Source organism: Pararhizobium sp. LjRoot235 (assembly GCF_964254145.1).
Classification (GTDB): domain Bacteria; phylum Pseudomonadota; class Alphaproteobacteria; order Rhizobiales; family Rhizobiaceae; genus Pararhizobium.
Map to the genome: position 1 here is coordinate 620,193 of NZ_CAXUSP020000001.1, position 22,706 is coordinate 642,898.

Annotated in this window: 20 protein-coding genes; 12 read left to right on the top strand and 8 right to left on the bottom strand. The window is 61.5% G+C overall.

Annotated elements, in window-relative coordinates:
- The first annotated feature begins 26 nt into the window (after positions 1-26).
- From ACSQ2Z_RS02940 to ACSQ2Z_RS02965, 6 genes are all read left to right on the top strand, one after another.
- Positions 27-593 (top strand): F0F1 ATP synthase subunit delta, encoded by a 567-nt coding sequence (locus ACSQ2Z_RS02940; RefSeq protein WP_436082956.1) that lies wholly within the window; start codon positions 27-29, stop codon positions 591-593.
- Positions 593-2,122 carry a F0F1 ATP synthase subunit alpha gene (atpA, locus tag ACSQ2Z_RS02945; RefSeq protein WP_436079835.1) on the top strand — a complete coding sequence of 510 codons (1,530 nt, stop codon included), beginning with the start codon at positions 593-595 and terminating at the stop codon, positions 2,120-2,122. The genes ACSQ2Z_RS02940 and atpA overlap by 1 nt, the downstream gene beginning before the upstream one ends.
- Positions 2,123-2,149: 27 nt before the next feature.
- On the top strand, positions 2,150-3,034 hold the full coding sequence (locus ACSQ2Z_RS02950) for a F0F1 ATP synthase subunit gamma (protein WP_436079836.1): 885 nt from the start codon (positions 2,150-2,152) through the stop codon (positions 3,032-3,034).
- Positions 3,035-3,058: 24 nt separating this feature from the next.
- The gene (gene atpD / locus ACSQ2Z_RS02955) at positions 3,059-4,579 is read left to right on the top strand and encodes a F0F1 ATP synthase subunit beta (protein ID WP_436079837.1); all 1,521 of its coding nucleotides are present in this window, start codon (positions 3,059-3,061) and stop codon (positions 4,577-4,579) included.
- A 130-nt stretch (positions 4,580-4,709) separates the two neighbouring features.
- Entirely contained in the window at positions 4,710-5,117 is a 408-nt protein-coding gene (locus tag ACSQ2Z_RS02960; protein ID WP_436079838.1) for a F0F1 ATP synthase subunit epsilon, read from the top strand.
- A 248-nt stretch (positions 5,118-5,365) separates the two neighbouring features.
- Entirely contained in the window at positions 5,366-6,793 is a 1,428-nt protein-coding gene (locus tag ACSQ2Z_RS02965) for a mannose-1-phosphate guanylyltransferase/mannose-6-phosphate isomerase (RefSeq protein WP_436079839.1), read from the top strand.
- Between the two features lie 182 nt (positions 6,794-6,975).
- Here the strand turns inward: ACSQ2Z_RS02965 and ACSQ2Z_RS02970 are convergent, their stop codons facing one another.
- Positions 6,976-8,079 (bottom strand): saccharopine dehydrogenase C-terminal domain-containing protein, encoded by a 1,104-nt coding sequence (locus tag ACSQ2Z_RS02970; protein WP_436079840.1) that lies wholly within the window; start codon positions 8,077-8,079, stop codon positions 6,976-6,978.
- Positions 8,080-8,204: 125 nt separating this feature from the next.
- Between ACSQ2Z_RS02970 and ACSQ2Z_RS02975 the strand changes: the two genes are divergently transcribed.
- A complete protein-coding gene (locus tag ACSQ2Z_RS02975; protein ID WP_436079841.1) occupies positions 8,205-8,636 on the top strand; it encodes an Lrp/AsnC family transcriptional regulator in 432 nt (143 codons plus the stop codon).
- Here the strand turns inward: ACSQ2Z_RS02975 and ACSQ2Z_RS02980 are convergent.
- From ACSQ2Z_RS02980 to ACSQ2Z_RS03010, 7 genes are all read right to left on the bottom strand, one after another.
- Positions 8,626-8,922, bottom strand: coding sequence for a formate dehydrogenase subunit delta (locus tag ACSQ2Z_RS02980; RefSeq protein WP_436079842.1), 297 nt, complete (start codon positions 8,920-8,922; stop codon positions 8,626-8,628). The two genes, ACSQ2Z_RS02975 and ACSQ2Z_RS02980, sit on opposite strands and share 11 nt — an antisense overlap.
- Entirely contained in the window at positions 8,912-9,739 is an 828-nt protein-coding gene (gene fdhD, locus ACSQ2Z_RS02985) for a formate dehydrogenase accessory sulfurtransferase FdhD (protein ID WP_436079843.1), read from the bottom strand. Before fdhD ends, ACSQ2Z_RS02980 begins: the two co-directional genes overlap by 11 nt.
- A 287-nt stretch (positions 9,740-10,026) precedes the next feature.
- Positions 10,027-12,906, bottom strand: coding sequence for a formate dehydrogenase subunit alpha (fdhF, locus tag ACSQ2Z_RS02990; RefSeq protein WP_436079844.1), 2,880 nt, complete (start codon positions 12,904-12,906; stop codon positions 10,027-10,029).
- A gap of 177 nt (positions 12,907-13,083) precedes the next feature.
- Positions 13,084-14,640, bottom strand: coding sequence for a formate dehydrogenase beta subunit (locus ACSQ2Z_RS02995; protein WP_436079845.1), 1,557 nt, complete (start codon positions 14,638-14,640; stop codon positions 13,084-13,086).
- On the bottom strand, positions 14,637-15,116 hold the full coding sequence (locus tag ACSQ2Z_RS03000; RefSeq protein ID WP_436079846.1) for a formate dehydrogenase subunit gamma: 480 nt from the start codon (positions 15,114-15,116) through the stop codon (positions 14,637-14,639). The genes ACSQ2Z_RS02995 and ACSQ2Z_RS03000 overlap by 4 nt, the downstream gene beginning before the upstream one ends.
- Before the next feature lie 199 nt (positions 15,117-15,315).
- Positions 15,316-16,212, bottom strand: coding sequence for a LysR family transcriptional regulator (locus ACSQ2Z_RS03005; RefSeq protein ID WP_436079847.1), 897 nt, complete (start codon positions 16,210-16,212; stop codon positions 15,316-15,318).
- A 32-nt stretch (positions 16,213-16,244) separates the two neighbouring features.
- Positions 16,245-17,015 carry an SDR family NAD(P)-dependent oxidoreductase gene (locus ACSQ2Z_RS03010; RefSeq protein WP_436079848.1) on the bottom strand — a complete coding sequence of 257 codons (771 nt, stop codon included), beginning with the start codon at positions 17,013-17,015 and terminating at the stop codon, positions 16,245-16,247.
- Positions 17,016-17,177: 162 nt separating this feature from the next.
- On the opposite strand from ACSQ2Z_RS03010, the gene ACSQ2Z_RS03015 reads away from it, so the two are divergent.
- The 5 genes from ACSQ2Z_RS03015 (at position 17,178) to ACSQ2Z_RS03035 (ending at position 22,699) form a co-directional block, all read left to right on the top strand.
- Positions 17,178-17,942, top strand: coding sequence for a DeoR/GlpR family DNA-binding transcription regulator (locus tag ACSQ2Z_RS03015; RefSeq protein WP_436079849.1), 765 nt, complete (start codon positions 17,178-17,180; stop codon positions 17,940-17,942).
- 104 nt (positions 17,943-18,046) lie between these two features.
- Entirely contained in the window at positions 18,047-19,588 is a 1,542-nt protein-coding gene (gene glpD / locus ACSQ2Z_RS03020; protein ID WP_436079850.1) for a glycerol-3-phosphate dehydrogenase, read from the top strand.
- 48 nt (positions 19,589-19,636) lie between these two features.
- Positions 19,637-20,731, top strand: coding sequence for an ABC transporter ATP-binding protein (locus ACSQ2Z_RS03025; RefSeq protein WP_436079851.1), 1,095 nt, complete (start codon positions 19,637-19,639; stop codon positions 20,729-20,731).
- Positions 20,732-20,741: 10 nt separating this feature from the next.
- A complete protein-coding gene (locus ACSQ2Z_RS03030) occupies positions 20,742-21,830 on the top strand; it encodes an ABC transporter ATP-binding protein (protein WP_436079852.1) in 1,089 nt (362 codons plus the stop codon).
- 2 nt (positions 21,831-21,832) lie between these two features.
- The gene (locus tag ACSQ2Z_RS03035; RefSeq protein ID WP_436079853.1) at positions 21,833-22,699 is read left to right on the top strand and encodes a carbohydrate ABC transporter permease; all 867 of its coding nucleotides are present in this window, start codon (positions 21,833-21,835) and stop codon (positions 22,697-22,699) included.
- Positions 22,700-22,706 lie beyond the last annotated feature (7 nt).

Below are 22,706 nucleotides of genomic sequence, written 5' to 3' on the forward strand. Positions count from 1 at the left end.
CCCTTGGATTAAAATCAGAGAAGCTTGTGCCCGTGGCAGACACATCCCAGCTTATTTCCGGTGTTGCAGAAAGGTACGCGTCTTCGCTTTTCGATCTCGCGCTGGAAGCGGGATCGGTGGAGAGCGTTGGGTCTGATCTGGATACGTTCCAGCGCATGATCGATGACAGTGCCGATCTGAAGCGCCTCATTGTCAGCCCGGTCTTTTCCGCCGACGACCAGTTCAAGGCCATTTCCGCGATCGTCGCGAAGGCCGGCATTACTGGGCTGGTTGGCAACTTTCTGAAAGTCGTTGCACGCAATCGCCGCCTGTTCGCGGTCCCTGGCATCGTCAAGTCTTATCGCGAAATCGCCGCCCGTCATCGGGGCGAGGTTGCCGCTGAAGTGACTTCTGCCCATGCGCTGACGGCAGCTCAGCAAACTGAATTGAAGGCGGCGCTCAAGGGCGTCACCGGCAAAGACGTGGCGGTCAACGTCACCGTCGATCCGTCTATTCTCGGTGGTTTGATCGTCAAGGTCGGGTCCCGCCAGATTGACACTTCCCTTCGCACAAAGCTCTCGAGCCTTAAGCTTGCACTGAAAGAGGTCGGCTGATGGATATCCGCGCCGCGGAAATTTCCGCAATTCTGAAAGATCAAATCAAAAACTTCGGCCAGGAGGCAGTTGTCTCCGAAGTCGGTCAGGTGCTCTCCGTCGGTGACGGTATTGCCCGCGTCTACGGTCTGGACAATGTCCAGGCTGGTGAGATGGTTGAATTCCCGGGCGGAATTCGCGGCATGGCGCTGAACCTTGAAGCCGACAACGTCGGTGTCGTTATTTTCGGCGCGGACCGTGGCATCAAGGAAGGCGACACCGTCAAGCGGACCGGTGCAATCGTCGACGTTCCGGTTGGTCCGGAACTGCTCGGCCGCGTCGTTGACGCGCTCGGCAACCCGATCGACGGCAAGGGTCCGATCAACGCCAAGCAGCGCTCGCGCGTTGACGTCAAGGCTCCGGGCATCATCCCGCGCAAGTCGGTTCATGAGCCGATGTCGACCGGCCTCAAGGCCATCGACGCTCTGATCCCGGTCGGCCGCGGTCAGCGCGAGCTGGTCATCGGCGACCGCCAGACCGGCAAGACCGCCATCATTCTCGACACGATCCTCAACCAGAAGGCCATTCACGACAATGGCCCGGATGCTGAAAAGCTGTATTGCGTCTACGTCGCTATCGGCCAGAAGCGCTCGACGGTTGCCCAGTTCGTCAAGGTGCTTGAAGAGCGCGGCGCGCTGAAGTACTCGATCATCGTTGCTGCGACGGCCTCCGATCCGGCTCCGATGCAGTACCTCGCACCGTTTGCCGGTTGCACCATGGGCGAATACTTCCGTGACAACGGCATGCATGCCCTGATCGGCTATGACGACCTGTCCAAGCAGGCCGTGTCCTACCGCCAGATGTCGCTCCTGCTACGCCGCCCGCCGGGCCGCGAAGCTTACCCGGGCGACGTTTTCTACCTGCACTCCCGCCTTCTCGAGCGCGCTGCAAAGCTGTCGGACGAAAAGGGTGCCGGTTCGCTGACGGCTCTGCCGGTCATCGAAACGCAGGGTAACGACGTTTCGGCGTTCATCCCGACCAATGTGATCTCGATCACCGACGGCCAGATCTTCCTTGAAACCGACTTGTTCTACCAGGGTATCCGCCCGGCCGTGAACGTCGGTCTGTCGGTTTCCCGCGTCGGCTCGGCTGCTCAGGTCAAGGCGATGAAGCAGGTTGCCGGCTCGATCAAGGGCGAGCTTGCGCAGTATCGCGAGATGGCCGCCTTTGCCCAGTTCGGTTCGGACCTCGACGCCGCGACGCAGCGCCTCCTGAACCGCGGCGCACGTCTGACCGAACTCCTCAAGCAGCCGCAGTTCTCGCCGCTGAAGACGGAAGAGCAGGTCGCGGTCATCTTCGCCGGCGTCAACGGCTACCTCGACAAGATCGCCGTCAACAAGGTTGGCGCGTTCGAGCAGGGTCTGCTCTCGTACATGCGTTCCGAAGGCAAGGACATTCTTGAGGCTATCCGCAAGGACAAGGCAATCAGCGACGACGTGAAGGGCAAGCTTAAGGCTGCCATCGACACGTTTGCGAAATCCTTCGCCTGATCGGGTACCATTTAGGACGGATAACGGATGCCTTCACTTAAGGATCTGAAAAACAGGATCGCCTCCGTGAAGGCGACGCAGAAGATCACCAAGGCGATGAAAATGGTCGCCGCGGCGAAGCTTCGGCGTGCCCAGGAGGCGGCCGAGGCCGCCCGGCCTTATTCGCAGCGGATGAGCGCTGTTCTCTCGAACATCGCTCAGGCTGTTGGCTCGGCCGACAGCGCACCGCGCCTGATGACCGGCAGCGGCCGCGACCAGACGCATCTGCTCGTAGTCTGCACGGCGGAGCGCGGTCTTTGCGGCGGCTTCAACAGCCAAATCGCCCGCTTCGCCCGTGACCACGTGCGCAGGCTGCTTGCCGAAGGCAAGACGGTGAAGATCGTCTGCGTCGGCAAGAAGGGCTTCGATATCCTGCGTCGCGAATTCGCCTCGCTGATCATCGACCGCGTCGACCTGCGTGAAGTCAAGAAGATCGGCTTCGAAAACGCCGACCAGATCGGCAAGAAGATCATCGGCCTGTTCGAGAAGGACGAGTTCGATGTCTGCACGCTGTTCTATTCGGAGTTCAAGTCGGTTATCAGCCAGGTTCCATCCGCGCTCCAACTGATCCCCGCTGCCGTTCCGGCAGAGGCGGTTTCGACGGAAGCGGGTGCCGCGGCGATCTACGAATATGAGCCCGACGCGGGCGAGATCCTCAGCGATCTCATTCCGCGCAACATTTCGGTGCAGGTTTTCCGAGCTCTGCTCGAAAATGTTGCCGGTGAAATGGGTGCCAAGATGAGCGCGATGGACAACGCCACGCGCAATGCCGGTGAAATGATCAACAAGCTGACGCTCTCCTACAACCGTCAGCGCCAGGCTCAGATCACCAAGGAACTCATTGAAATCATTTCGGGCGCGGAAGCGCTCTAAGGTTACGGAAAGAGGGTAAGGATTATGGCTAAGGCAGCTACCCCCACAGATACAGCAGCGGCTAAGAAGCCTGCAGCAGCCCGCAAGCCGGCGGCTGTGAAGGCATCCGCAGTCATCGCATCGGCGGGTGCAGTCGGTCGCGTGACGCAGGTCATCGGCGCCGTCGTCGACGTGACCTTCGAAGAAGGTCAGTTGCCGCAGATCCTGAACGCGCTGGAAACCGACAACCATGGCAACCGCCTTGTTCTCGAAGTGGCCCAGCACCTCGGCGAAAACGCGGTCCGCACGATCGCCATGGACTCGACCGAAGGTCTGGTCCGCGGTCAGCCGGTGACCGACACGGGTTCCCCGATCACCGTTCCGGTTGGTCTCGAAACCCTCGGCCGCATCATGAACGTCATCGGCGAGCCGGTTGACGAAGCCGGTCCGCTGGTCACTTCAGGCAAGCGCTCCATTCATCAGGACGCGCCGTCCTATGTCGAGCAGTCGACCGAAGCACAGATCCTCGTCACCGGCATCAAGGTCGTCGACCTACTCGCACCTTATGCCAAGGGCGGCAAGATCGGCCTGTTCGGCGGCGCCGGCGTCGGCAAAACCGTTCTCATCATGGAACTGATCAACAACGTCGCCAAGGCGCACGGTGGTTACTCGGTGTTCGCAGGCGTCGGTGAACGTACCCGCGAAGGCAACGACCTCTACCACGAAATGATCGAATCCGGCGTGAACAAGCATGGCGGCGGCGAAGGCTCCAAGGCTGCCCTCGTTTACGGCCAGATGAACGAACCGCCGGGCGCCCGCGCTCGCGTCGCTCTGACGGGTCTGACGATCGCCGAACAGTTCCGCGACGAAGGCCAGGACGTTCTATTCTTCGTGGACAACATCTTCCGCTTCACCCAGGCAGGTTCCGAAGTGTCGGCTCTGCTCGGCCGTATTCCTTCGGCCGTGGGCTATCAGCCGACGCTCGCCACCGACATGGGCCAGATGCAGGAACGCATCACCACGACCACCAAGGGTTCGATCACCTCGGTTCAGGCCATTTACGTCCCAGCCGACGACTTGACCGACCCGGCGCCGGCAACCTCGTTCGCCCACCTGGACGCAACGACCGTTCTGTCGCGCTCGATCGCCGAAAAGGGTATCTATCCGGCCGTCGACCCGCTCGACTCGACCTCGCGCATGCTCGACCCGATGGTTGTCGGCGAAGAGCATTACGAAGTGTCGCGCAAGGTGCAGACGACCTTGCAGCGCTACAAGTCGCTCCAGGACATCATCGCCATTCTCGGCATGGACGAACTGTCGGAAGAAGACAAGCTTGCCGTTGCCCGCGCCCGCAAGATCGAGCGCTTCCTGTCGCAGCCGTTCTTCGTCGCCGAAGTCTTCACCGGTTCGCCGGGCAAGCTGGTAGCTCTCGAGGACACGATCAAGGGCTTCAAGGGCCTCGTGAATGGCGATTACGACCACCTTCCGGAAGCCGCCTTCTACATGGTCGGCTCCATCGAGGAAGCGATCGAAAAGGCCAAGAAGCTAGCTGCCGAAGCTGCTTGATGAATTTCGAACGGGGCGCCCGAATGGCGCGCCCCGTTCGTCAATCGCTGCGGCTGGCAAGATCCGGCCGCGCCGAACGGAATTCTCTGCCGGCGGATTTGGCCGGTAGCTCCAAAAGAAGCGAATGATCATGGCTGATTTCAATTTCGAACTCGTCTCTCCGGAACGCCTTCTGCTGTCCGAGCGCGTCAGCGAAGTCGTCATTCCGGCAACGGAAGGCGAGATGACCGTCATGGCCAATCACGCGCCGACGATGACGACGATCAAGCCGGGTATCGTGACCGTCAAGGCCGCCGACGGCAAGGTCAGCCGTTACGTCGTGTTCGGTGGTTTCGCCGATATCCTGCCGACGGGCTGCACGCTGCTCGCCGAATCTGCCGTTCCGGCCGAGGAGCTTGATCGCAACCTGATCGAGAAGCGCATAGAGGCAGCGAAGATCGAACTCGAAGACATCGCGCACAGCGATGAGCAGCGTACGCGCGTCGAGACGTTCCTGACCGAGCTTACCCAGCTGAACGGCATTCTCGTCGCCTTCTGAAAGCAGCGTCAATGACGTTCCAACCCCGCTCCGGCGGGGTTTTTTATGCCTTTGATTCCGATGTTCATCATATACGCGACGAACCCGCCGCCTTTCGGACCGGTCATCGCTGTGGCACCGCATTGATTTTATAAATTTTCGCATCCGCGAAATGTTTTATATAGCTTCGCTTTCCGTTAGGCTGCGCGGGCCGCAGGCATTTTTTTATGTTTCGGGCGGATGGCCCGACAAGAGACAAGAGGATGTGTATGTCTTCGAAGATCGTGCCGGTCATCATGGCCGGCGGCAAGGGAACGCGGCTGTGGCCGCTGTCGCGATCGGCGGCGCCCAAGCAGTTTCTCCAGTTTCTCGGCGAACATTCGCTGTTCCAGAAAACCCTGCAGCGGGTGGCGGATCCGGAATGGTACACGCCGGCCGTCATTGTCACAAACGCGGAGTTCCGCTTCATCGTTGCCGAGCAGGCGCGCGCGCTCGAGGCGCCCCTGTCGAGCATCCTGCTTGAGCCGATCGCCCGCAACACGGCGCCGGCGCTTGCTGCCGCCGCCTTCGCCGTCCTGCGTGAATATGGCGAGGACGCGGTCATGCAGGTTCTCGCGTCGGATCACGAGATCGACGCCGGAGAACACTATTTCAATTGCATCCGCATTGCCCGGGAGACCGCCAAGTCCGGAAAGCTGGTGACGTTCGGCATCCAACCGACCGAACCGGCCACCGGCTATGGCTACATTGAAACCGGCGATGATCTGGAGACCGGTGCAAAAACCGTCGCCCGCTTCGTAGAGAAGCCGAACCGCGAACGCGCCGAGGAGTTGCTGGCGAGCGGCCGCTATCTCTGGAACTCCGGCATGTTCATGCTGCCTGTCGGCCAGTTCCTGGCGGAACTGCTACGTTTCGCACCGGCCGTGCACGATGCGGCTCAGCGGGCGATACAAGAGACGAAGCACGATCTCGACTTCGACCGTCTTGACGAGGCTGCTTTCTCGCAGGCGCCGGATATTTCGGTAGACTATGCGGTCTTTGAAAACACGCCCGATGCGGCGGTCGTCCCATCGTCCTTCAGCTGGTCCGACCTTGGCAGCTGGGACTCCGTCTGGGCCATCGGCGAAAAAGACGAGCAGGGCAACGTCGTTGGCGAAAACGCTTCGGTGAGCAACACCCGCAACTCTCTCGTGCTGTCGCGGGATATCCATCTCGCCGTTCACGGGCTGGAGGATGTCGCCGTCATCGCCAGCGAAGACGCCGTGTACGTTGGACACCTCAAGGACAGCCAGGACGTTGGTAAAATCGTCAAGAGACTTGCCCTGTCGGCAAAGACGCGTCCGCTGACGGAAACACACCCGACCTCCTATCGCCCCTGGGGTGACGTCTCCTCGGTGCTGAGCGGCGAACGCTTCGAAGTGAAGCGGCTGCATGTCAGACCCGGCCGCAAGATCTCCCTGCAGAAGCATCATCATCGTTCGGAACACTGGATCGTCGTGCGCGGTACGGCGGAAATCACCGTCGGTGGCGAGACCCGCCTGCTGCATGAAAACGAGTCCGTCTATATCCCGCAAGGCGTCGTGCACCGGCTGACCAACCCCGGCAAAATCCCGCTGGAACTGATCGAGGTGCAGACAGGCTCCTACCTCAAGGACGACGATACCGTCCGGCTGGCCGACGAATTCGGCCGGACCTAGAGTTTCGGGGTATGGCCCTCATCCGGCCCTTCGGGCCACCTTCTCCCCGCTGGGGAGAAGAGGGAGAAAGCCGCAAATCCATATGCGATTGCCCTGCCCTTGAGGGGGAGATGCCACGAAGTGACAGAGGGGGGCTTCCCGATGCTGTCCTGTGGAAAATCGCCGCGCGCTTCCCCCGCCGGTCAGCCTGCCATTTTATCCGCGTAGGCCTTCTGCTCGTAGTAATGGCCGAAACGGCTCTTGAGGAAAGCGTCGAGGCCGATTTCCTCCTGGCGGATGAAGCCGTTCGACGGCAGTTCGCCCTTGGCCAGCATGTCGAGCACGGCGCAGATGCTGCAGGCTGTGGTGATCTGGATGGCGCTCATCATGCGGCCGGCGATGACGGCGCTGTAGACCTTGTTGGCATAGGTTTCCTGAACCAGGCGGCCATCCTTGCGGCCGGCGACGGTCACGAAGATGATGACGACATCCTGCATGGTCGAGGGCAGTGCGTTTTCGAAGATGTCCTTCAGCACTTCACGGCGATGGCGCAGGCCAAGATCGTTGAGCAGCGCCTTCATGATGGCGGCATGGCCGGGATAGCGGATGGTGCGGTAATTGAGCGTGCGGACCTTGCCCTTGAGGCTCTCGCACAGCGTGCCGAGGCCGCCGGAGGTGTTGAAAGCCTCGTAGGTGACGCCGTCGAGCGAAAACTCTTCACGTTCTTCGAGAGCTGGAACTTCGATGAGCTGGCCCTCGACGATTGCCTCGCAGGGCTCGATATATTCGTTGATGACGCCGTCCGTGCTCCAGGTCAGGTTGTAGTTGAGCGCGTTGGAGGGATACTGCGGCAGGGCGCCGACGCGCATGCGCACACTGTCGAGCGTGTCGAAATGATGGGCAAGATCATTGGCGACGATCGAGATGAAACCCGGCGCCAGGCCGCATTGCGGGATGAAAGCGGTGCTTGCCGTTTCGGCGATGGCCTTCACCCGGCGGGTAGATTCGACGTCTTCGGTGAGATCGAGATAGTGCACACCGGCCTTCGAGGCGGCTTCGGCGATGGCGATGGTCAGATGGAACGGAGCGGCGCTGAGAACCGCGAATTTGCCGGTGAGCAGGCCGACCAGCGCGTCGCCGTCGGCGATATCGATCTCGGTGGTGGCGATCACGTCCTGCTTTTCGATCATGGCGAGCTGTTCGGCGCTGCGGTCGGCGAGTGTGACGTGGTAATCGCCGGAATGGGCAAGCAGCCGGGCGATGGTCGAGCCAATCTTGCCGGCTCCGATGACGACGATGTTTTTCATAAATGGGTCCCCCGAAACGTGAATCTGTCTTTTGTAATTATCGGAGGTTTGCCTGTTGATATGAAGCGCTGATCTGATAGAAATGCCGCCCAATAATAGGCAAATTGCCGTCAAGGATGATCATAATGACGTTGATCGACAAGGACAGGCAGCTTCTGGCGCTGCTCAGCGAAAACGCCCGCATGCCGACCGCGCTGCTCGCCCGCAAACTGGGGCTTTCGCGCACCACGGTGCAGGCGAAGATCGAGAGGCTGGAGCGGGATGGGGTGATCGCCGGCTATGGCGTACGGCTGTCGGAGGATTTCGAGAAGGGACTGGTCAAGGCGCATGTGCTGATCACGCTGGCGCCGAAGGCGCTGGCGCGGGTGACGCAGGAACTCTATGCCATCGAGGACGTGCGGGTGCTGCATTCCGTTAGCGGTAGTTTCGACCTGATCGCCGTCATTGCGGCCTCGTCGATCAGCGAACTTGATCTGGTCATCGACCGGATCGGCGAGATCGACGGTGTCGAAAAGACCCTGTCGTCGATCATCCTGTCGACGCGAATCAATCGCTGAAGCCGGCCTGCTGCATGTCGAGATCGATGTGTTCGGACGTTTCGGACGGTTGCGCCGGGCCGCCGGGCCGTTTGATGCTATCGGCGGCTGCGATCACGATCGGGTCGAACCCTGCGTCACCCTGCTCGACAAGCTCGAAGAACGCCTTGCGCATGCGCGGTTCCCAGAACTTGTTGACGTGTGCCGCCACGCCCTGGACGCGTTCGTCTTCCGGCTGCGACTTGAAGAAGGTGGCGATCTGGTTCGCCATCCGCACGAGTTTGGCGCTGGTGTTGTCAAGCGACATCGGCGATTGCTCCGGACTGGACACGGTCTGAATGGGTGAAAATCTCGAAGTCGGCGCCGCGCACCAGCGCGATCAGCGTCATGCCGGCCTCCTCCGCCGTGCGGATGGCAAGCGCCGTCGGGGCGGAGATGGCGATGATGACGGGGCTGCCGATGATGGCGGTCTTCTGCACCATCTCGACGGAAACGCGGCTGGTGATGACAACGGCGCCGCTTGCCCCGGGATAACCGGCCCGCGCCGCCGCACCCACCAGTTTGTCCAGCGCATTGTGCCGGCCGACGTCCTCTCGCACCGCGATCAGCCCCTTGCCCGGCACGTAGAAGCCGGCGCCGTGCACGGCCCGCGTCTCGAAATGCAGCGGCTGCTGGCCGTTCAATAGCGCGACCGCCTCGACGATCTGCTCCTCGGACAGGCGTAACGGTGATGCCGTGACCGAGGGCGTCTTACGCACGGCCTGCTCAATCGATTCGATGCCACACAGCCCGCAGCCGACCGGCCCAGCCATATGGCGACGGCGGGCGACGAGCGCCTCGTTCTGCTCGTCCTTGAGGATGATCTGCAGGTCGATGCCCTTTTCGTCTGGAACGGCTTCGATCGATTCGATCTGCGCGGGATCGACAATGATTCCCTCCGTCAGGCTGAAGCCGACAGCGAAATCCTCGAAATCGCCGGGTGTCGCCATCATCACCGCATGGGTGGAGCCGCCATAGGAAAGTGCAATTGGGGTCTCCTCTGGAACCACGCGCGACCCGGCGCCAAGTTTGCCGTTGCGACGGGCCGTTTCGGTGACTTTCTGGGTGAGTTTGAACTGGGTCATGCCGCTTGCTCCCTCTTCTCCCCAGCGGGGAGAAGGTGGCGCATAGCGCCGGATGAGGGGGGCGAAGCCACCTTACGGAGAGCCGTGGTGGGCATAAGCAGCTTTGTGGTCACGGGCGCGTACAGAATATGCCGAATCACCCCCTCATCCGCCCTTCGGGCACCTTCTCCCCGCTGGGGAGAAGAGGGTGAATGCCGCGCACACTCCGGCCAATCTCCCCCCTTGAGGGGGAGATGTCCCGAAGGGACAGAGGGGGGTGTGAGCCGCAAATTCAGCATTGCAATGACCTACTCCGCAGCCTCCATCTTGCCGGCGATCCGGCGCGACTGGCGGGCCTGTTCGTCGTAGTCGACCTGCCATTGCGACGGGCCGTTCGACGGCGAGACCTGCACCGCCGTCACCTTATATTCCGGACAGTTGGTTGCCCAGTCGGAGTAGTCGGTGGTGATGACGTTCGCCTGCGTCGTCGGATGATGGAATGTGGTGTAGACCACGCCGGGGGCGACGCGCTCGGTGATCAGTGCCCTCAACGTCGTATCGCCGGAGCGGCTCATCAGCTTCACCCAGTCGCCGTCGCGCACACCGCGCATCTCGGCATCGTTCGGGTGGATTTCCAGCCGGTCTTCCTCGTGCCAGACCACATTGTCCGTGCGCCGCGTCTGGGCACCGACATTGTACTGGGACAGGATACGGCCGGTGGTGAGGAGCAGCGGGAAGCGCGGGCCGGTCTTCTCATCGGTCGCCACATATTCGGTGCGGATGAATTTGCCTTTGCCGCGCACGAAGCCGTTGACATGCATGATCGGCGAACCGAGCGGCGCCTTCTCGTTGCAGGGCCACTGCACCGAGCCCATCTTCTCCAGATAGTCGTAGGAGACCATGGCAAAGCTCGGCGTCGTCGCGGCGATCTCGTCCATGATCTCGGATGGATGGCTGTAGTTCCAGTTCAGGCCCATGGCCTGCGCCAGCTTCTGCGTCACTTCCCAGTCAGCATAGCCGTTGCGCGGCGTCATCACCTTGCGGACGCGGTTGATGCGGCGCTCGGCATTGGTGAAGGTGCCGTCCTTCTCAAGGAAGGTCGAGCCGGGCAGGAAGACATGCGCGTAGTTGGCCGTCTCGTTGAGGAACAGGTCCTGCACGACGACGCATTCCATCGCGGCAAGACCGGCCGAGACATGCTTGGTGTCCGGGTCTGACTGGAGAATATCCTCGCCCTGGATGTAGATGCCCTTGAACGAGCCGTCGACGGCGGCATCCAGCATGTTGGGGATGCGCAGGCCCGGCTCGTTGGAAAGCGTCACGCCCCAGAGTTTTTCGAAGATGTCGCGGGTGGCATCGTCGGAGACGTGGCGGTAGCCCGGCAGTTCATGCGGGAAGGAGCCCATGTCGCAGGACCCCTGGACGTTGTTCTGGCCGCGCAACGGGTTCACGCCGACACCGGGGCGGCCGATATTGCCCGTCGCCATGGCCAGGTTGGCGATTGCCATCACCGTGGTCGAGCCCTGGCTGTGCTCGGTGACGCCGAGGCCGTAATAGATCGAGCCATTGCCGCCGGTGGCGAACAGGCGGGCGGCGCCGCGGATTTCCTCGGCCGGGACGCCGGAGAGCTTTTCGACCTCTTCCGGGCTGTGATGCGGTTCGGCGACGAAGGCTGCCCAGTCCTCGAATTCCGACCAGTCGCAGCGTTCGCGGATGAATTTCTCGTCGTAGAGGCCTTCGGTAACGATGACATGCGCCAACGACGTCATCACGGCGACGTTGGTGCCCGGGCGCAGCGGCAGGTGATGCGACGCCTTGATGTGCGGCGAGGAGACCATGTCGATGCGGCGCGGATCGACGATGATCAGCTTGGCACCCTGACGCAGCCGCTTCTTCAGCCGCGAGGCAAAGACCGGATGGCCGTCGGTCGGATTGGCGCCGATGATGATGACCACATCGGTCTGCTCGACCGAATCGAAATTCTGCGTGCCGGCCGAGGTGCCGAAGGTGGCGCCGAGGCCGTAGCCGGTCGGCGAATGGCAGACACGGGCGCAGGTATCGACATTGTTGTTGCCGAAGCCGGCGCGGACCAGCTTCTGGACGAGATAGGTTTCTTCATTGGTGCAGCGCGACGAGGTGATGCCGCCGACCGAATCGCGGCCGTGCTGGTACTGGATGCGGCGGAATTCGGCGGCCGTGTGGGCAAGAGCCTCCTCCCAGCTCACTTCGCGCCAGGGGTCGCTGATCTTTTCGCGGATCATCGGGTTGAGAATGCGTTCCTTGTGGGTCGAATAGCCATAGGCGAAGCGGCCCTTGACGCAGGAATGGCCGCGATTGGCCTGGCCATCCTTCCAGGGCACCATGCGCACCAGCTCTTCGCCGCGCATTTCCGCCTTAAACGAGCAGCCGACGCCGCAATAGGCGCAGGTGGTGACGACCGAATGTTCCGGCTGGCCGATTTCGATCACCGATTTTTCCGTCAGCGTCGCCGTCGGACAGGCTTGTACGCAGGCGCCGCAGGAGACGCATTCGGAGTCGAGGAAGTTTTCATGCATGCCGGCCGAAACGCGGCTGTCGAATCCGCGTCCCTCGATCGTCAGCGCGAACGTGCCCTGGACCTCTTCGCAGGCCCGCACGCAGCGCGAACAGACGATACATTTCGCCGGATCGAAGGTGAAATAGGGATTGGATTCGTCCTTCGGCGCCCAGTTTATGTTGATGCTGCCGTTGCTTCGCGCCTTGACGTGGTTTTCACCGTCATAGCCGTAGCGCACATCGCGCAGGCCGACCGCGCCAGCCATGTCCTGCAGCTCGCAGTCGCCATTGGCGGCACAGGTCAGGCAGTCGAGCGGGTGGTCGGAAATATAGAGCTCCATGACGCCGCGGCGGACATCCTTCAGGCGCTCCGTCTGGGTGGAGACCTTTATCCCGGGTGCCACCGGCGTCGTGCAGGAGGCGGGCATGCCGGCCCTGCCTTCGATTTCCACCAGACAGAGCCGGCAGGAGCCGAAGGAGTCCATCATGTCGGTGGCGCAGAGTTTCGGCACCTCGATGCCGGCCTCCATCGAAGCGCGCATGATCGAGGTGCCTTCCGGCACTGTGATCTCGTTGCCGTCGATGGTGAGCGTCACCATCTTTTCCGAGCGGGAAGCGGGAGTGCCGAAGTCGATTTCAGAGATGAGGGGCATGGGCTTCTCCCGAAAAACTTGATGCGGTCCGCGAGGAGACGGTCCCCTCATCCGGCCTGTCGGCCACCTTCTCCCCGTAAACGGGGCGAAGGGACAAGCGGTCAACTCTGTAGTCCCCTCTCCCCGCTTGCGGGGAGAGGGCTAGGGTGAGGGGCAAACCTGCTGAAAAATTCGTCATCATTCCGCCGCCTCCACCATCGGAGCCGGGGAAAAATCGTCCGGGAAATGGGTCATCGCGCTCATCACCGGATAGGGCGTAAAGCCGCCCAGCGCGCAGAGCGAGCCGAATTTCATCGTGTTGCAGAGGTCAGTCAGCAGTTCGCGGTTCTTCTCCGGTTCGATGCCTTGGGCGATATTGTCGGCCACCTCGACGCCGCGGATCGAGCCGATGCGGCAGGGCGTGCACTTGCCGCAGCTTTCGACCGCGCAGAATTCCATGGCGAAACGCGCCTGCTTCAGCATGTCGGCGGTGTCGTCGAAGACGACGATGCCGGCGTGGCCGATCAGCCCGTCCTTTGCCGCGAAAGCCTCGTAGTCGAAGGGCGTATCGAACAGCGCGCGCGGGAAATACGCGCCGAGCGGCCCGCCGACCTGGACGGCCTTTACCGGTCGTCCCGATGCCGTGCCGCCGCCGATGTCGTCGACGATCTCACCCAGCGTCAAGCCGAAAGCTGTTTCATAAAGCCCGCGATGCCTGACATTGCCGGCGATCTGGATCGGGATCGTGCCGCGCGAGCGGCCCATGCCGAAGTCCTTGTAGTAGATCGGCCCTTTGTCCATGATGATCGGCACCGAGGCGAGCGAGATGACGTTGTTGATGACGGTCGGACAGTCGAACAGGCCCTTGTGGGCGGGCAGCGGCGGCTTGGCGCGCACGATGCCGCGCTTGCCTTCGAGCGAGTTCAGAAGTGCCGTTTCCTCGCCGCAGACATAGGCGCCAGCGCCGGTGCGGATCTCGATATCGAAAGCATGGGCCGAACCGAGCACCGAGGTGCCGAGCACACCGGCCCTGTGGGCAATCTCGACCGCTTGCGTCATCGTCGCGATCGCATGCGGATATTCCGAGCGGATATAGACAAAGCCCTTGGTGGCGCCGGTCGCGATGCCGGCAATCGCCATGCCCTCGATCAGCACGAAGGGATCGCCCTCCATGATCATCCGGTCGGCAAATGTGCCCGAATCGCCCTCGTCGGCATTGCAGACGATGTATTTTCGCGCACCCGGCGTGTCGAGAACCGTCTTCCATTTGATGCCGGTAGGGAAGCCGGCGCCGCCGCGGCCGCGAAGGCCGCTTTCCGTCACATGGGCGACGATATCGGCCGGTGCCAGGGTGACGGCGCGCTCCAGGCCCTTCAGCCCGTCATGGGCCCGGTAGTCGCTGAGCGACAGCGGATCGACGATGCCGCAGCGGGCAAAGGTCAGACGCGTCTGGCTTTTCAGGAACGGCAGTTCTTCGGTCTTCCCGAGACAGAGCGCGTGATTGCCGCCCGTCGCCAGTCCGGCGTCGAGCAGGGAGGCGACGTCGGATGCCTTGACCGGGCCGTAGGCGATCCGGCCTTCGGGCGTCTCGACCTCGAGCATCGGCTCCAGCCAGTGCAGACCGCGGGAGCCGTTGCGCACGATGGTAGCGTCCAGTCCGCGCGCCTCGATTTCATCTGCGAGCGCCTTGGCGACCCGTTCGGCGCCAAGTGCCAGCGCCGCCGCATCCTTGGGAACGAAAACCTTGACGGTCATGCCCGCACCTCCGCCACGAGGTCGTTCACCGCATCCGCATCGAGCCGCCCGTGAACCTCGCCATCGAGCATCGCGGCGGGTGCGGCGGAACAGAGCCCGAGACAGTAGACGGGTTCAAGCGTTACCGCTCCATCCAGCGTCGTCTGGTGGAAATCGATGCCCAGCAGCGTTTTCAACCGTTCGGCAAGCCGATCGCCGCCCATCGACTGACAGGCTTCGGCGCGACAGAGTTTCAGCACATGCCGGCCTGCCGGGTGGTCGCGATAGTCATGATAGAAGGTGACGACGCCGTGCACTTCGGCACGCGACAGGTTGAGCTCGCGCGCAATGATCGGCAAGGCCTCTTGCGGCACATAGCCGAACTCGGCCTGGATTTCATGCAGGATCGGCAGAAGCGGCCCTTCGAGCGACTTCATCTCGCTGACGATATCCAGCGTCCGGACGCCGATATCGCGGCTTGATAGATGCAGGTTCAACGTTCAGACCTCCCGAACTGAAACGAATTTCGCTTGGCGATGATGGAGCGAATCTGCCGAGACCACTTCGATCGGCGCTCCCTCCAAGAACATCCGGCCGGTCAGGGCAAAGCCGCAATCACGCTTCACGCAGGAAATTAGCTTTGCAGCCGCTGCGGAAGGGGTCAATACGCGTGTTTCGTTGAGTGATAGATATTTTCTATCGAAACGATTGCGCCTCGGCAAGAATGCGGGCTTCATGCAAAAGAGCGGAGACAAGCGGGGTGAATGGCTCGCGATGTGTTGCGACCAGGCCGACCGTATGCTGTGCGTCCGGCTCGACGATCGGGATCATTCGGATTTCATCGTGAAACCCGAACGATTTCCCGACGTTGTAGGGCATGATGCTGGACCAGTGACCGGTGCGGACATGCGAAAAAAGCACGATCATCGAGTTCGATTCGAGCGTCGGGGCGACGGTTACGCCAGCTTCCGCGAAATGCTGGTTGATGATGCGCCGGTTCTGCATATCGGCGGTCAATAGACAAAGCCGAATACCGCCGACCTCCTTCCAGGTCACGCTTTCGCGATCCGCCAGTTGCGTTCCGGCGGCCGTGACGAGATGATAACGCTCTACCTGGAGCGGTACGCTGGTGACGCGCCCCAGCGGTTCGTTCTCGAGATAGGTCAGGCCGGCGTCGATCTCGAGATTTTCCAGCAATCCGAGGATCTTGAGCGATGTGGTGGAGAGAACCGAGAAGGTCACTTCCGGATGCTTTTCCTGGAAGGGAGCTGTGATGCGCGGCACCATGGCAAGTGTGGTAGGTACCGCCGCCAGCCTGATGTGACCGACAAGGCCGCGCCGGGCCGCGCGCATTTCCTCGTGCATGGTGCGTGTGTCGCCGACGATCCGGCGGGCCCATTCCAGCACGCGCTGGCCTTCAGGCGTCAGGCTCTGATAGCGCGAGCCGCGATTGACGAGCATGACGCCGAGCTGATCTTCGAGCTGCTTGATCGCCGCCGAGAGCGTCGGCTGGGTGATGCCGCATTGTTCGGCGGCGCGGCCGAAATGGCGCTCCTGGGCAAGGGCGATGAAGAATTCCAGCTTGTCGATCACGTCGATCCCTCCGATTGCCGTCTCCCTGCTTCTCAGCAGATCAACTGGCCGCCGTTCACTTCGAGAACCTGCCCCGTGATATAGCCCGAGAGCGCGTGCGACGCGAGGAAGAGATAGGCGGGCGCGCAGTCTTCCGCCGTGCCGAGCCGCTGCAGGGGGATGGTCTTGCGCGTCGCTTCCAGTTTCTCGGCCGAGGAATAGCGTTCGTGGAAATCGGTGGTGATCGTGCCCGGCGAAACACAATTGACCCGAATGCCCGCCGGCGCCAGCTCGCGGGCCAGCGCCTTGGAATAGGTCGAGACGAAGGCCTTGGTCGCCGAATAGATCGATGAGCCGGCGCTGCCGCCGGTCACCGCCGAGATCGAAACAGTGTTGACGATGGCCGGATGCGTGCCGCGCCGGAGAAGCGGCAGCAGGGCGCGCGTGGTCTGGACCACGGATGTCTGGTTCAGTTGCACCACCGTCTCATATTGTTCATCCGTCAGGTCGTCGGCCGAAAACCGGCCGACCATGGTGCCGGCATTGTTGACCAGAACGTCGATCGCCTGGAACCGGGTTGCGATGCCGGCTGCGAGCATCTCGACGCCGCCTATGGTCGAGAAATCGGCATAGGACGAAAACGCCCGGCCTTCCGTCACGGCTGCATCGAGAAAGTCGGGCAGCGGTTCGCGCGCCGTGCGTCCGCCGTGCAGATAGACGGTTGCGCCGCAATCGAGAAACTGCCGCGCCACCTCAAGACCAATACCGCGCCCGGCGCCGGTGACGACGACGTTCATGCCCTTGAACAGCGATGGGTGAAACATTCCGGATTCCCTCTCAGCGACCACAGGCTGTCGCATCCCGGCCTGAATTGCAACGCACAAGCGCATGCTTGGTTATTTTCAAGTGCCCGCCGCGTTTATGAAATTGCGTCGCTTTCGTTTTTGCATATTATGAAAAAAAACGAAAACAGCGGGGGAGTATCCATGTATCTGACGGGCCGGCAGTCGGAAATCCTCGATCTTGCCAAAACGGAGGGCCGCGTTCTCGTCGATGAACTCGCCGCGCGTTTTTCGGTGACCCCGCAGACCATCCGCAAGGATCTGAACGACCTTTGCGATGGCCGCGTGCTGACGCGCATCCATGGCGGCGCGATTTTCCCGCGCGGCAACGAGAATGTGAAATACGAGGCACGCCGGTCGATTGCAGCGCTCGAGAAGCAGGCGATCGGCCAGGCCGCCGCGGCGATGATCCCCAACAATTCGTCGCTGTTCATCAATATCGGCACGACAACCGAAGCCGTCGGCGAAGCGTTGCTCGATCACGCCGAGCTGATGGTCATTACCAATAATATCAATGTCGCCAATCGCTTGCGGGTTTTCCCTTCGATTGAGGTGGTGATTGCCGGCGGCGTGGTGCGCGGCGCCGATGGCGGTATCGTCGGCGAGGCGGCGGTCGATTTCATCCGCCAGTTCAAGGTGGACTACGCCGTCATCGGTGCGTCCGCTATCGATCATGACGGCGCACTTCTCGATTTCGATTATCGCGAAGTGAAAGTGGCGCAGGCGATCATCGCCAATGCCCGCCATGTCATTCTCGTTTCCGATTCGACCAAGTTCGAACGCACCGCCCCGGTGCGGATCGGCCATATCACCCAGGTTCACACCTTCATCACCGACATCTGTCCGGTCGAAAACGTGCGGACTATCTGCCAGGAGCAGGACGTCCGGCTGATTGAGACCTCACGGTAGAATTGGTCACTTCCGCGGGTCGAGCCTTCCCTAAACATTCGTTTGACATTCGTACGAATTTCGTTTTAATTGCTTTCACTTTCGCATGTGCTCAATATTGTGCAATGCGAAATGTGGGAGGGGAAGCAGTGCCTGCGCAGAGTGTATTCGACATCTTCGTCATCGGTGGCGGCATCAATGGGTGCGGCATCGCAAGGGATGCTGTCGGCCGCGGTTATTCGGTTGCGCTGGCTGAAATGGACGATTTTGCTTCCGGCACATCCTCGCGCGCCACCAAGCTCATTCACGGCGGACTGCGCTATCTTGAACATTACGAGTTCAGGCTGGTGCGTGAATCGCTGATGGAGCGCGAGGTGCTTTGGGCCATGGCGCCGCACATCATCTGGCCGATGCGTTTCGTCCTGCCCTTCCACAAGGGCGGCGTCCGGCCGGCGTGGCTCATCCGGCTCGGCCTCTTCCTGTACGATCACATCGGCGGCCGCAAGCTGCTTCCCGCTACCCGCACGCTCGACATGCGCCGCGATCCGGCCGCCAAGCCGCTGAAGCCGCTGTTCGCCAAGGCGTTCGAATACTCCGACGGCTGGGTCGATGATGCCCGCCTCGTGGTCCTGAACGCCCGCGACGCGGCGCAGAAGGGTGCCCGCATCATGACCCGCAGCCGCGTCGTCTCGGCCCGGCGCGAGGGCGGCCTCTGGTCGATCGATGTTGAGGATGGCGAGACCGGAGCCGTCAATACGTTCAAGGCACGCATGCTGATCAATGCCGCCGGTCCCTGGGTCGACGTCGTTCTGTCGAATGCCGTTCGCAAGGACAAAGTCCACAATGTCCGTCTGGTTCAGGGCAGCCATATCGTCGTGAAGAAGAAGTTCGACGATCCGCGCGCCTATTTCTTCCAGAATCCGGACAATCGCATCATCTTCGCAATCCCCTACGAGACCGATTTCACCTTGATCGGCACGACCGACAGCGATTTCACCGGCGATCCGAAGAACATCAAGATCACCGAGGGTGAGATCAGCTATCTCTGTAATGCGGCAAGCGAGTATTTCTCTGAACCGGTAAAGCCTGCCGATGTCGTCTGGACCTATTCCGGCGTTCGCCCGCTTTATGATGACGGTGCCTCGAAGGCGCAGGAAGCCACGCGCGACTATGTGCTGAAGATCGATGCCAACAATGGCGACGCGCCGCTGCTCAACGTTTTCGGCGGCAAGCTAACGACCTATCGCCGGCTCAGCGAACATGCGCTGGAAAAGATCGGCGGCGCGATCGGCGCCAAGGGCGCTCCGTGGACGGCAAAAAGCGTGCTGCCGGGCGGCGATTTCCCGGCGACCGGTTACGAGGCCGAAGTCGCAAAACTGAGGAGCCGCTATCCCTTTCTGGTCGAGCGCCATGCGCGCCGGCTGGTTCGGCTCTATGGCACGCTGGCAGCAAGCCTGCTCGGCAAGATCGACAAGGCCGAGGGCCTTGGGCGGCATTTCGGCGCCGATCTCTATGAGGTCGAGGTGCGGTGGCTGATTAACCAGGAATGGGCGCGGCGCGCGGAGGACGTGCTGTGGCGTCGCACCAAGCTTGGACTGAAATTGACCCAGGCGGAAGCCGCCGGGTTGGAGGAATACATGCGGGAGACCGTCCGCAGGGTTGCCTGAGGGCGGTGCCGGGATGGCGCTGCCGATGGCTGGGAGGAAGCCTTAAGTATGCTTGAACTGAAAAACATAACCAAGGTCGTGGGAGCGGATACGCATATCCACCCGACCGATCTCACGCTGGAGCGCGGCTCGCTCAACGTGCTGCTCGGCCCGACGCTGTCCGGCAAGACGTCGCTGATGCGGCTGATGGCCGGCCTCGACAAGCCGACCACCGGCACCATCACCTTTGACGGACAAGACGTAACAGGCGTGCGCGTGCAGGATCGCAGCGTCGCCATGGTCTACCAGCAGTTCATCAACTATCCGGCGATGACGGTCTATGAGAACATCGCCTCGCCGATGCGCATTTCCGGCAAGGATCACGCCACGATCGATCGCGAAGTCCGCAAGGCGGCCGAACTGATGAAGCTGACGCCCTATCTGGAGCGCACGCCGCTCAATCTGTCGGGCGGCCAGCAGCAGCGCACCGCGCTTGCCCGCGCCATTGTCAAGAATGCGAGCCTCGTGCTGCTCGACGAGCCGCTCGCCAACCTCGATTACAAGCTGCGCGAGGAGTTGCGCGAGGAACTGCCGAAGTTGTTCGCCGCCTCCGGCTCGATCTTCGTCTATGCAACGACCGAGCCACAGGAAGCGCTGCTTCTCGGCGGCAATACGGCGACGCTCAGTCAGGGCCGCATCAGCCAGTTCGGACCGACCATTTCGGTCTATCGCAGGCCGGCCGATATTGTGACTGCCAAGACCTTTGCCGACCCGCCGCTCAACACCATCGACCTGGTGAAGTCCGGCAATACCTTCGACAGGGACGGCATCCCCGTGCTGCCGGTGTCCGTGCACCTGTCGGCGATTGCCGACGGCCCTTACACGGTTGCCTTCCATCCGCACCACCTGTCGCTCGCCCGTCCACATGAAACGGCCGCAGCGCTGAAGGCGCGGATCATCATTTCGGAAATCGCAGGCTCTGAGAGTTTCATCCATGTCGATTGCGCCGGTTCGCGCTGGGTCATGCTGGAGCACGGCATCCACGACATCGAGCCGGACACGGCGATCGAGCTTTTCGTCGATACCCGCCACCTGATGGCCTTCGGGACGGACGGGCGAGCGATCGGCAGTCATGCCGGTAATTCTGCCTTTCGGGCGGCGTGAGGAGGAAACCATGGCACGCATCAATCTCGACCATATCCGCCACGCCTACGGCCCGAACCCGAAATCGCCTTCGGACTATTCGCTGAAGGAAGTGCATCACGAATGGAACGACGGCGGCGCCTATGCGCTGCTCGGTCCGTCCGGCTGCGGCAAGACGACGCTTCTGAACATCATCTCCGGGCTGCTGCAGCCATCCGAGGGAAAGATCCTGTTCGACGGCCGGGACGTCACCAACCTGTCGACGCAGGACCGCAACATCGCTCAGGTATTCCAGTTCCCGGTCATCTACGACACCATGACCGTCTACGACAATCTGGCTTTCCCACTGCGCAACCGTCATGTTCCTGAAGCCGAGGTCGATCGCCGCGTCACGGAAATCCTCGAAATGATCGGCCTCTCGGACCGCGCACATAAAAAGGCGCAGGGGCTGACGGCCGATCAGAAGCAGAAGATCTCGCTCGGCCGAGGTCTCGTCCGCTCTGACGTCAGCGCCATCCTGTTCGACGAGCCGCTGACGGTCATCGACCCGCATATGAAATGGGTGCTGCGCTCGCAGCTGAAGCGGCTGCACAAGCAGTTCGGCTTCACCATGGTCTATGTCACCCACGACCAAACCGAGGCGCTGACCTTCGCCGACAAGGTCGTCGTCATGTATGACGGCGAAATCGTCCAGATCGGCACGCCGGCTGAACTCTTCGAGAAGCCGAAGCACACTTTCGTCGGTTATTTCATCGGTTCCCCGGGCATGAACGTGCTGCCCGCGAAGATCGATGGTTCCTCCGTCGATCTTAATGGTCAGAAGGTCGCCCTGTCCTTTGCGCCGAAGATCGCCGCCGGCGCCAAGACCGAACTCGGCATCCGCCCGGAATTCGTCCGGCTCGGCCGTGAAGGCATGCCGGTGACGATTTCCAAGGTCGAGGATATCGGCCGCCAGAAGATCGTCCGTGCATCCTTTGCCAACCGGCCGATCGCCATCGTCGTGCACGAGGACGGGGAGATTCCGGCGGAACCGAAGGTTACTTTCGATCCGTCCGCCATCAATATCTACGCCGATTCCTGGCGCGTCGCAGATTCCTTGCTGGTAGCGGGGGAGGCCTGATCATGGAAAAGACCTGGAACAACAAGGCCTGGTTCATGGTCCTGCCGGTGCTGGTGCTGGTCGCCTTCTCGGCGGTCATCCCGCTGATGACGGTGGTCAACTATTCGGTTCAGGACACCTTCGGCAACAACGAGTTCTTCTGGGCAGGCACCGACTGGTTCATCCAGGTGCTTCAGTCGGACCGTTTCTGGGACGCGCTGACGCGCAACCTGATCTTCTCGGGCATCATCCTGACGATCGAGATACCGCTCGGAATCCTGATTGCGCTCAATATGCCGAAACAGGGGCTCGGTGTTCCTGTCTGCCTCGTCTTGATGTCGCTGCCGTTGCTCATTCCGTGGAACGTCGTCGGCACCATCTGGCAGGTATTCGGCCGCGTCGATATCGGCCTGCTCGGTTATACGCTCGACGCGATCGGCATCCCCTATAACTACGTCAACAACGTCTTTGATGCCTGGGTGACGCTGATCGTCATGGACATCTGGCACTGGACGAGCCTCGTCGTTCTGCTCTGCTATGCCGGCCTCGTCTCGATCCCGGATGCCTATTACCAGGCAGCCAAGATCGATGGCGCATCGCGCTGGGCCGTGTTCCGCTACATCCAGCTGCCGAAGATGAAGCGCGTGCTTCTGATCGCCTTCCTGCTTCGCTTCATGGATAGTTTCATGATCTATACCGAGCCCTTCGTCGTCACCGGCGGCGGTCCCGGAAATGCCACCACATTCCTGTCGATCGATCTCGTCAAGACGGCCATCGGCCAGTTCGACCTCGGTCCGGCAGCGGCACTTTCGCTCATCTACTTCCTGATCATCCTGTTGCTCTCATGGATATTCTACACCGTGATGACCACCAGCGATGCGCAGAAGTGACGGCCGG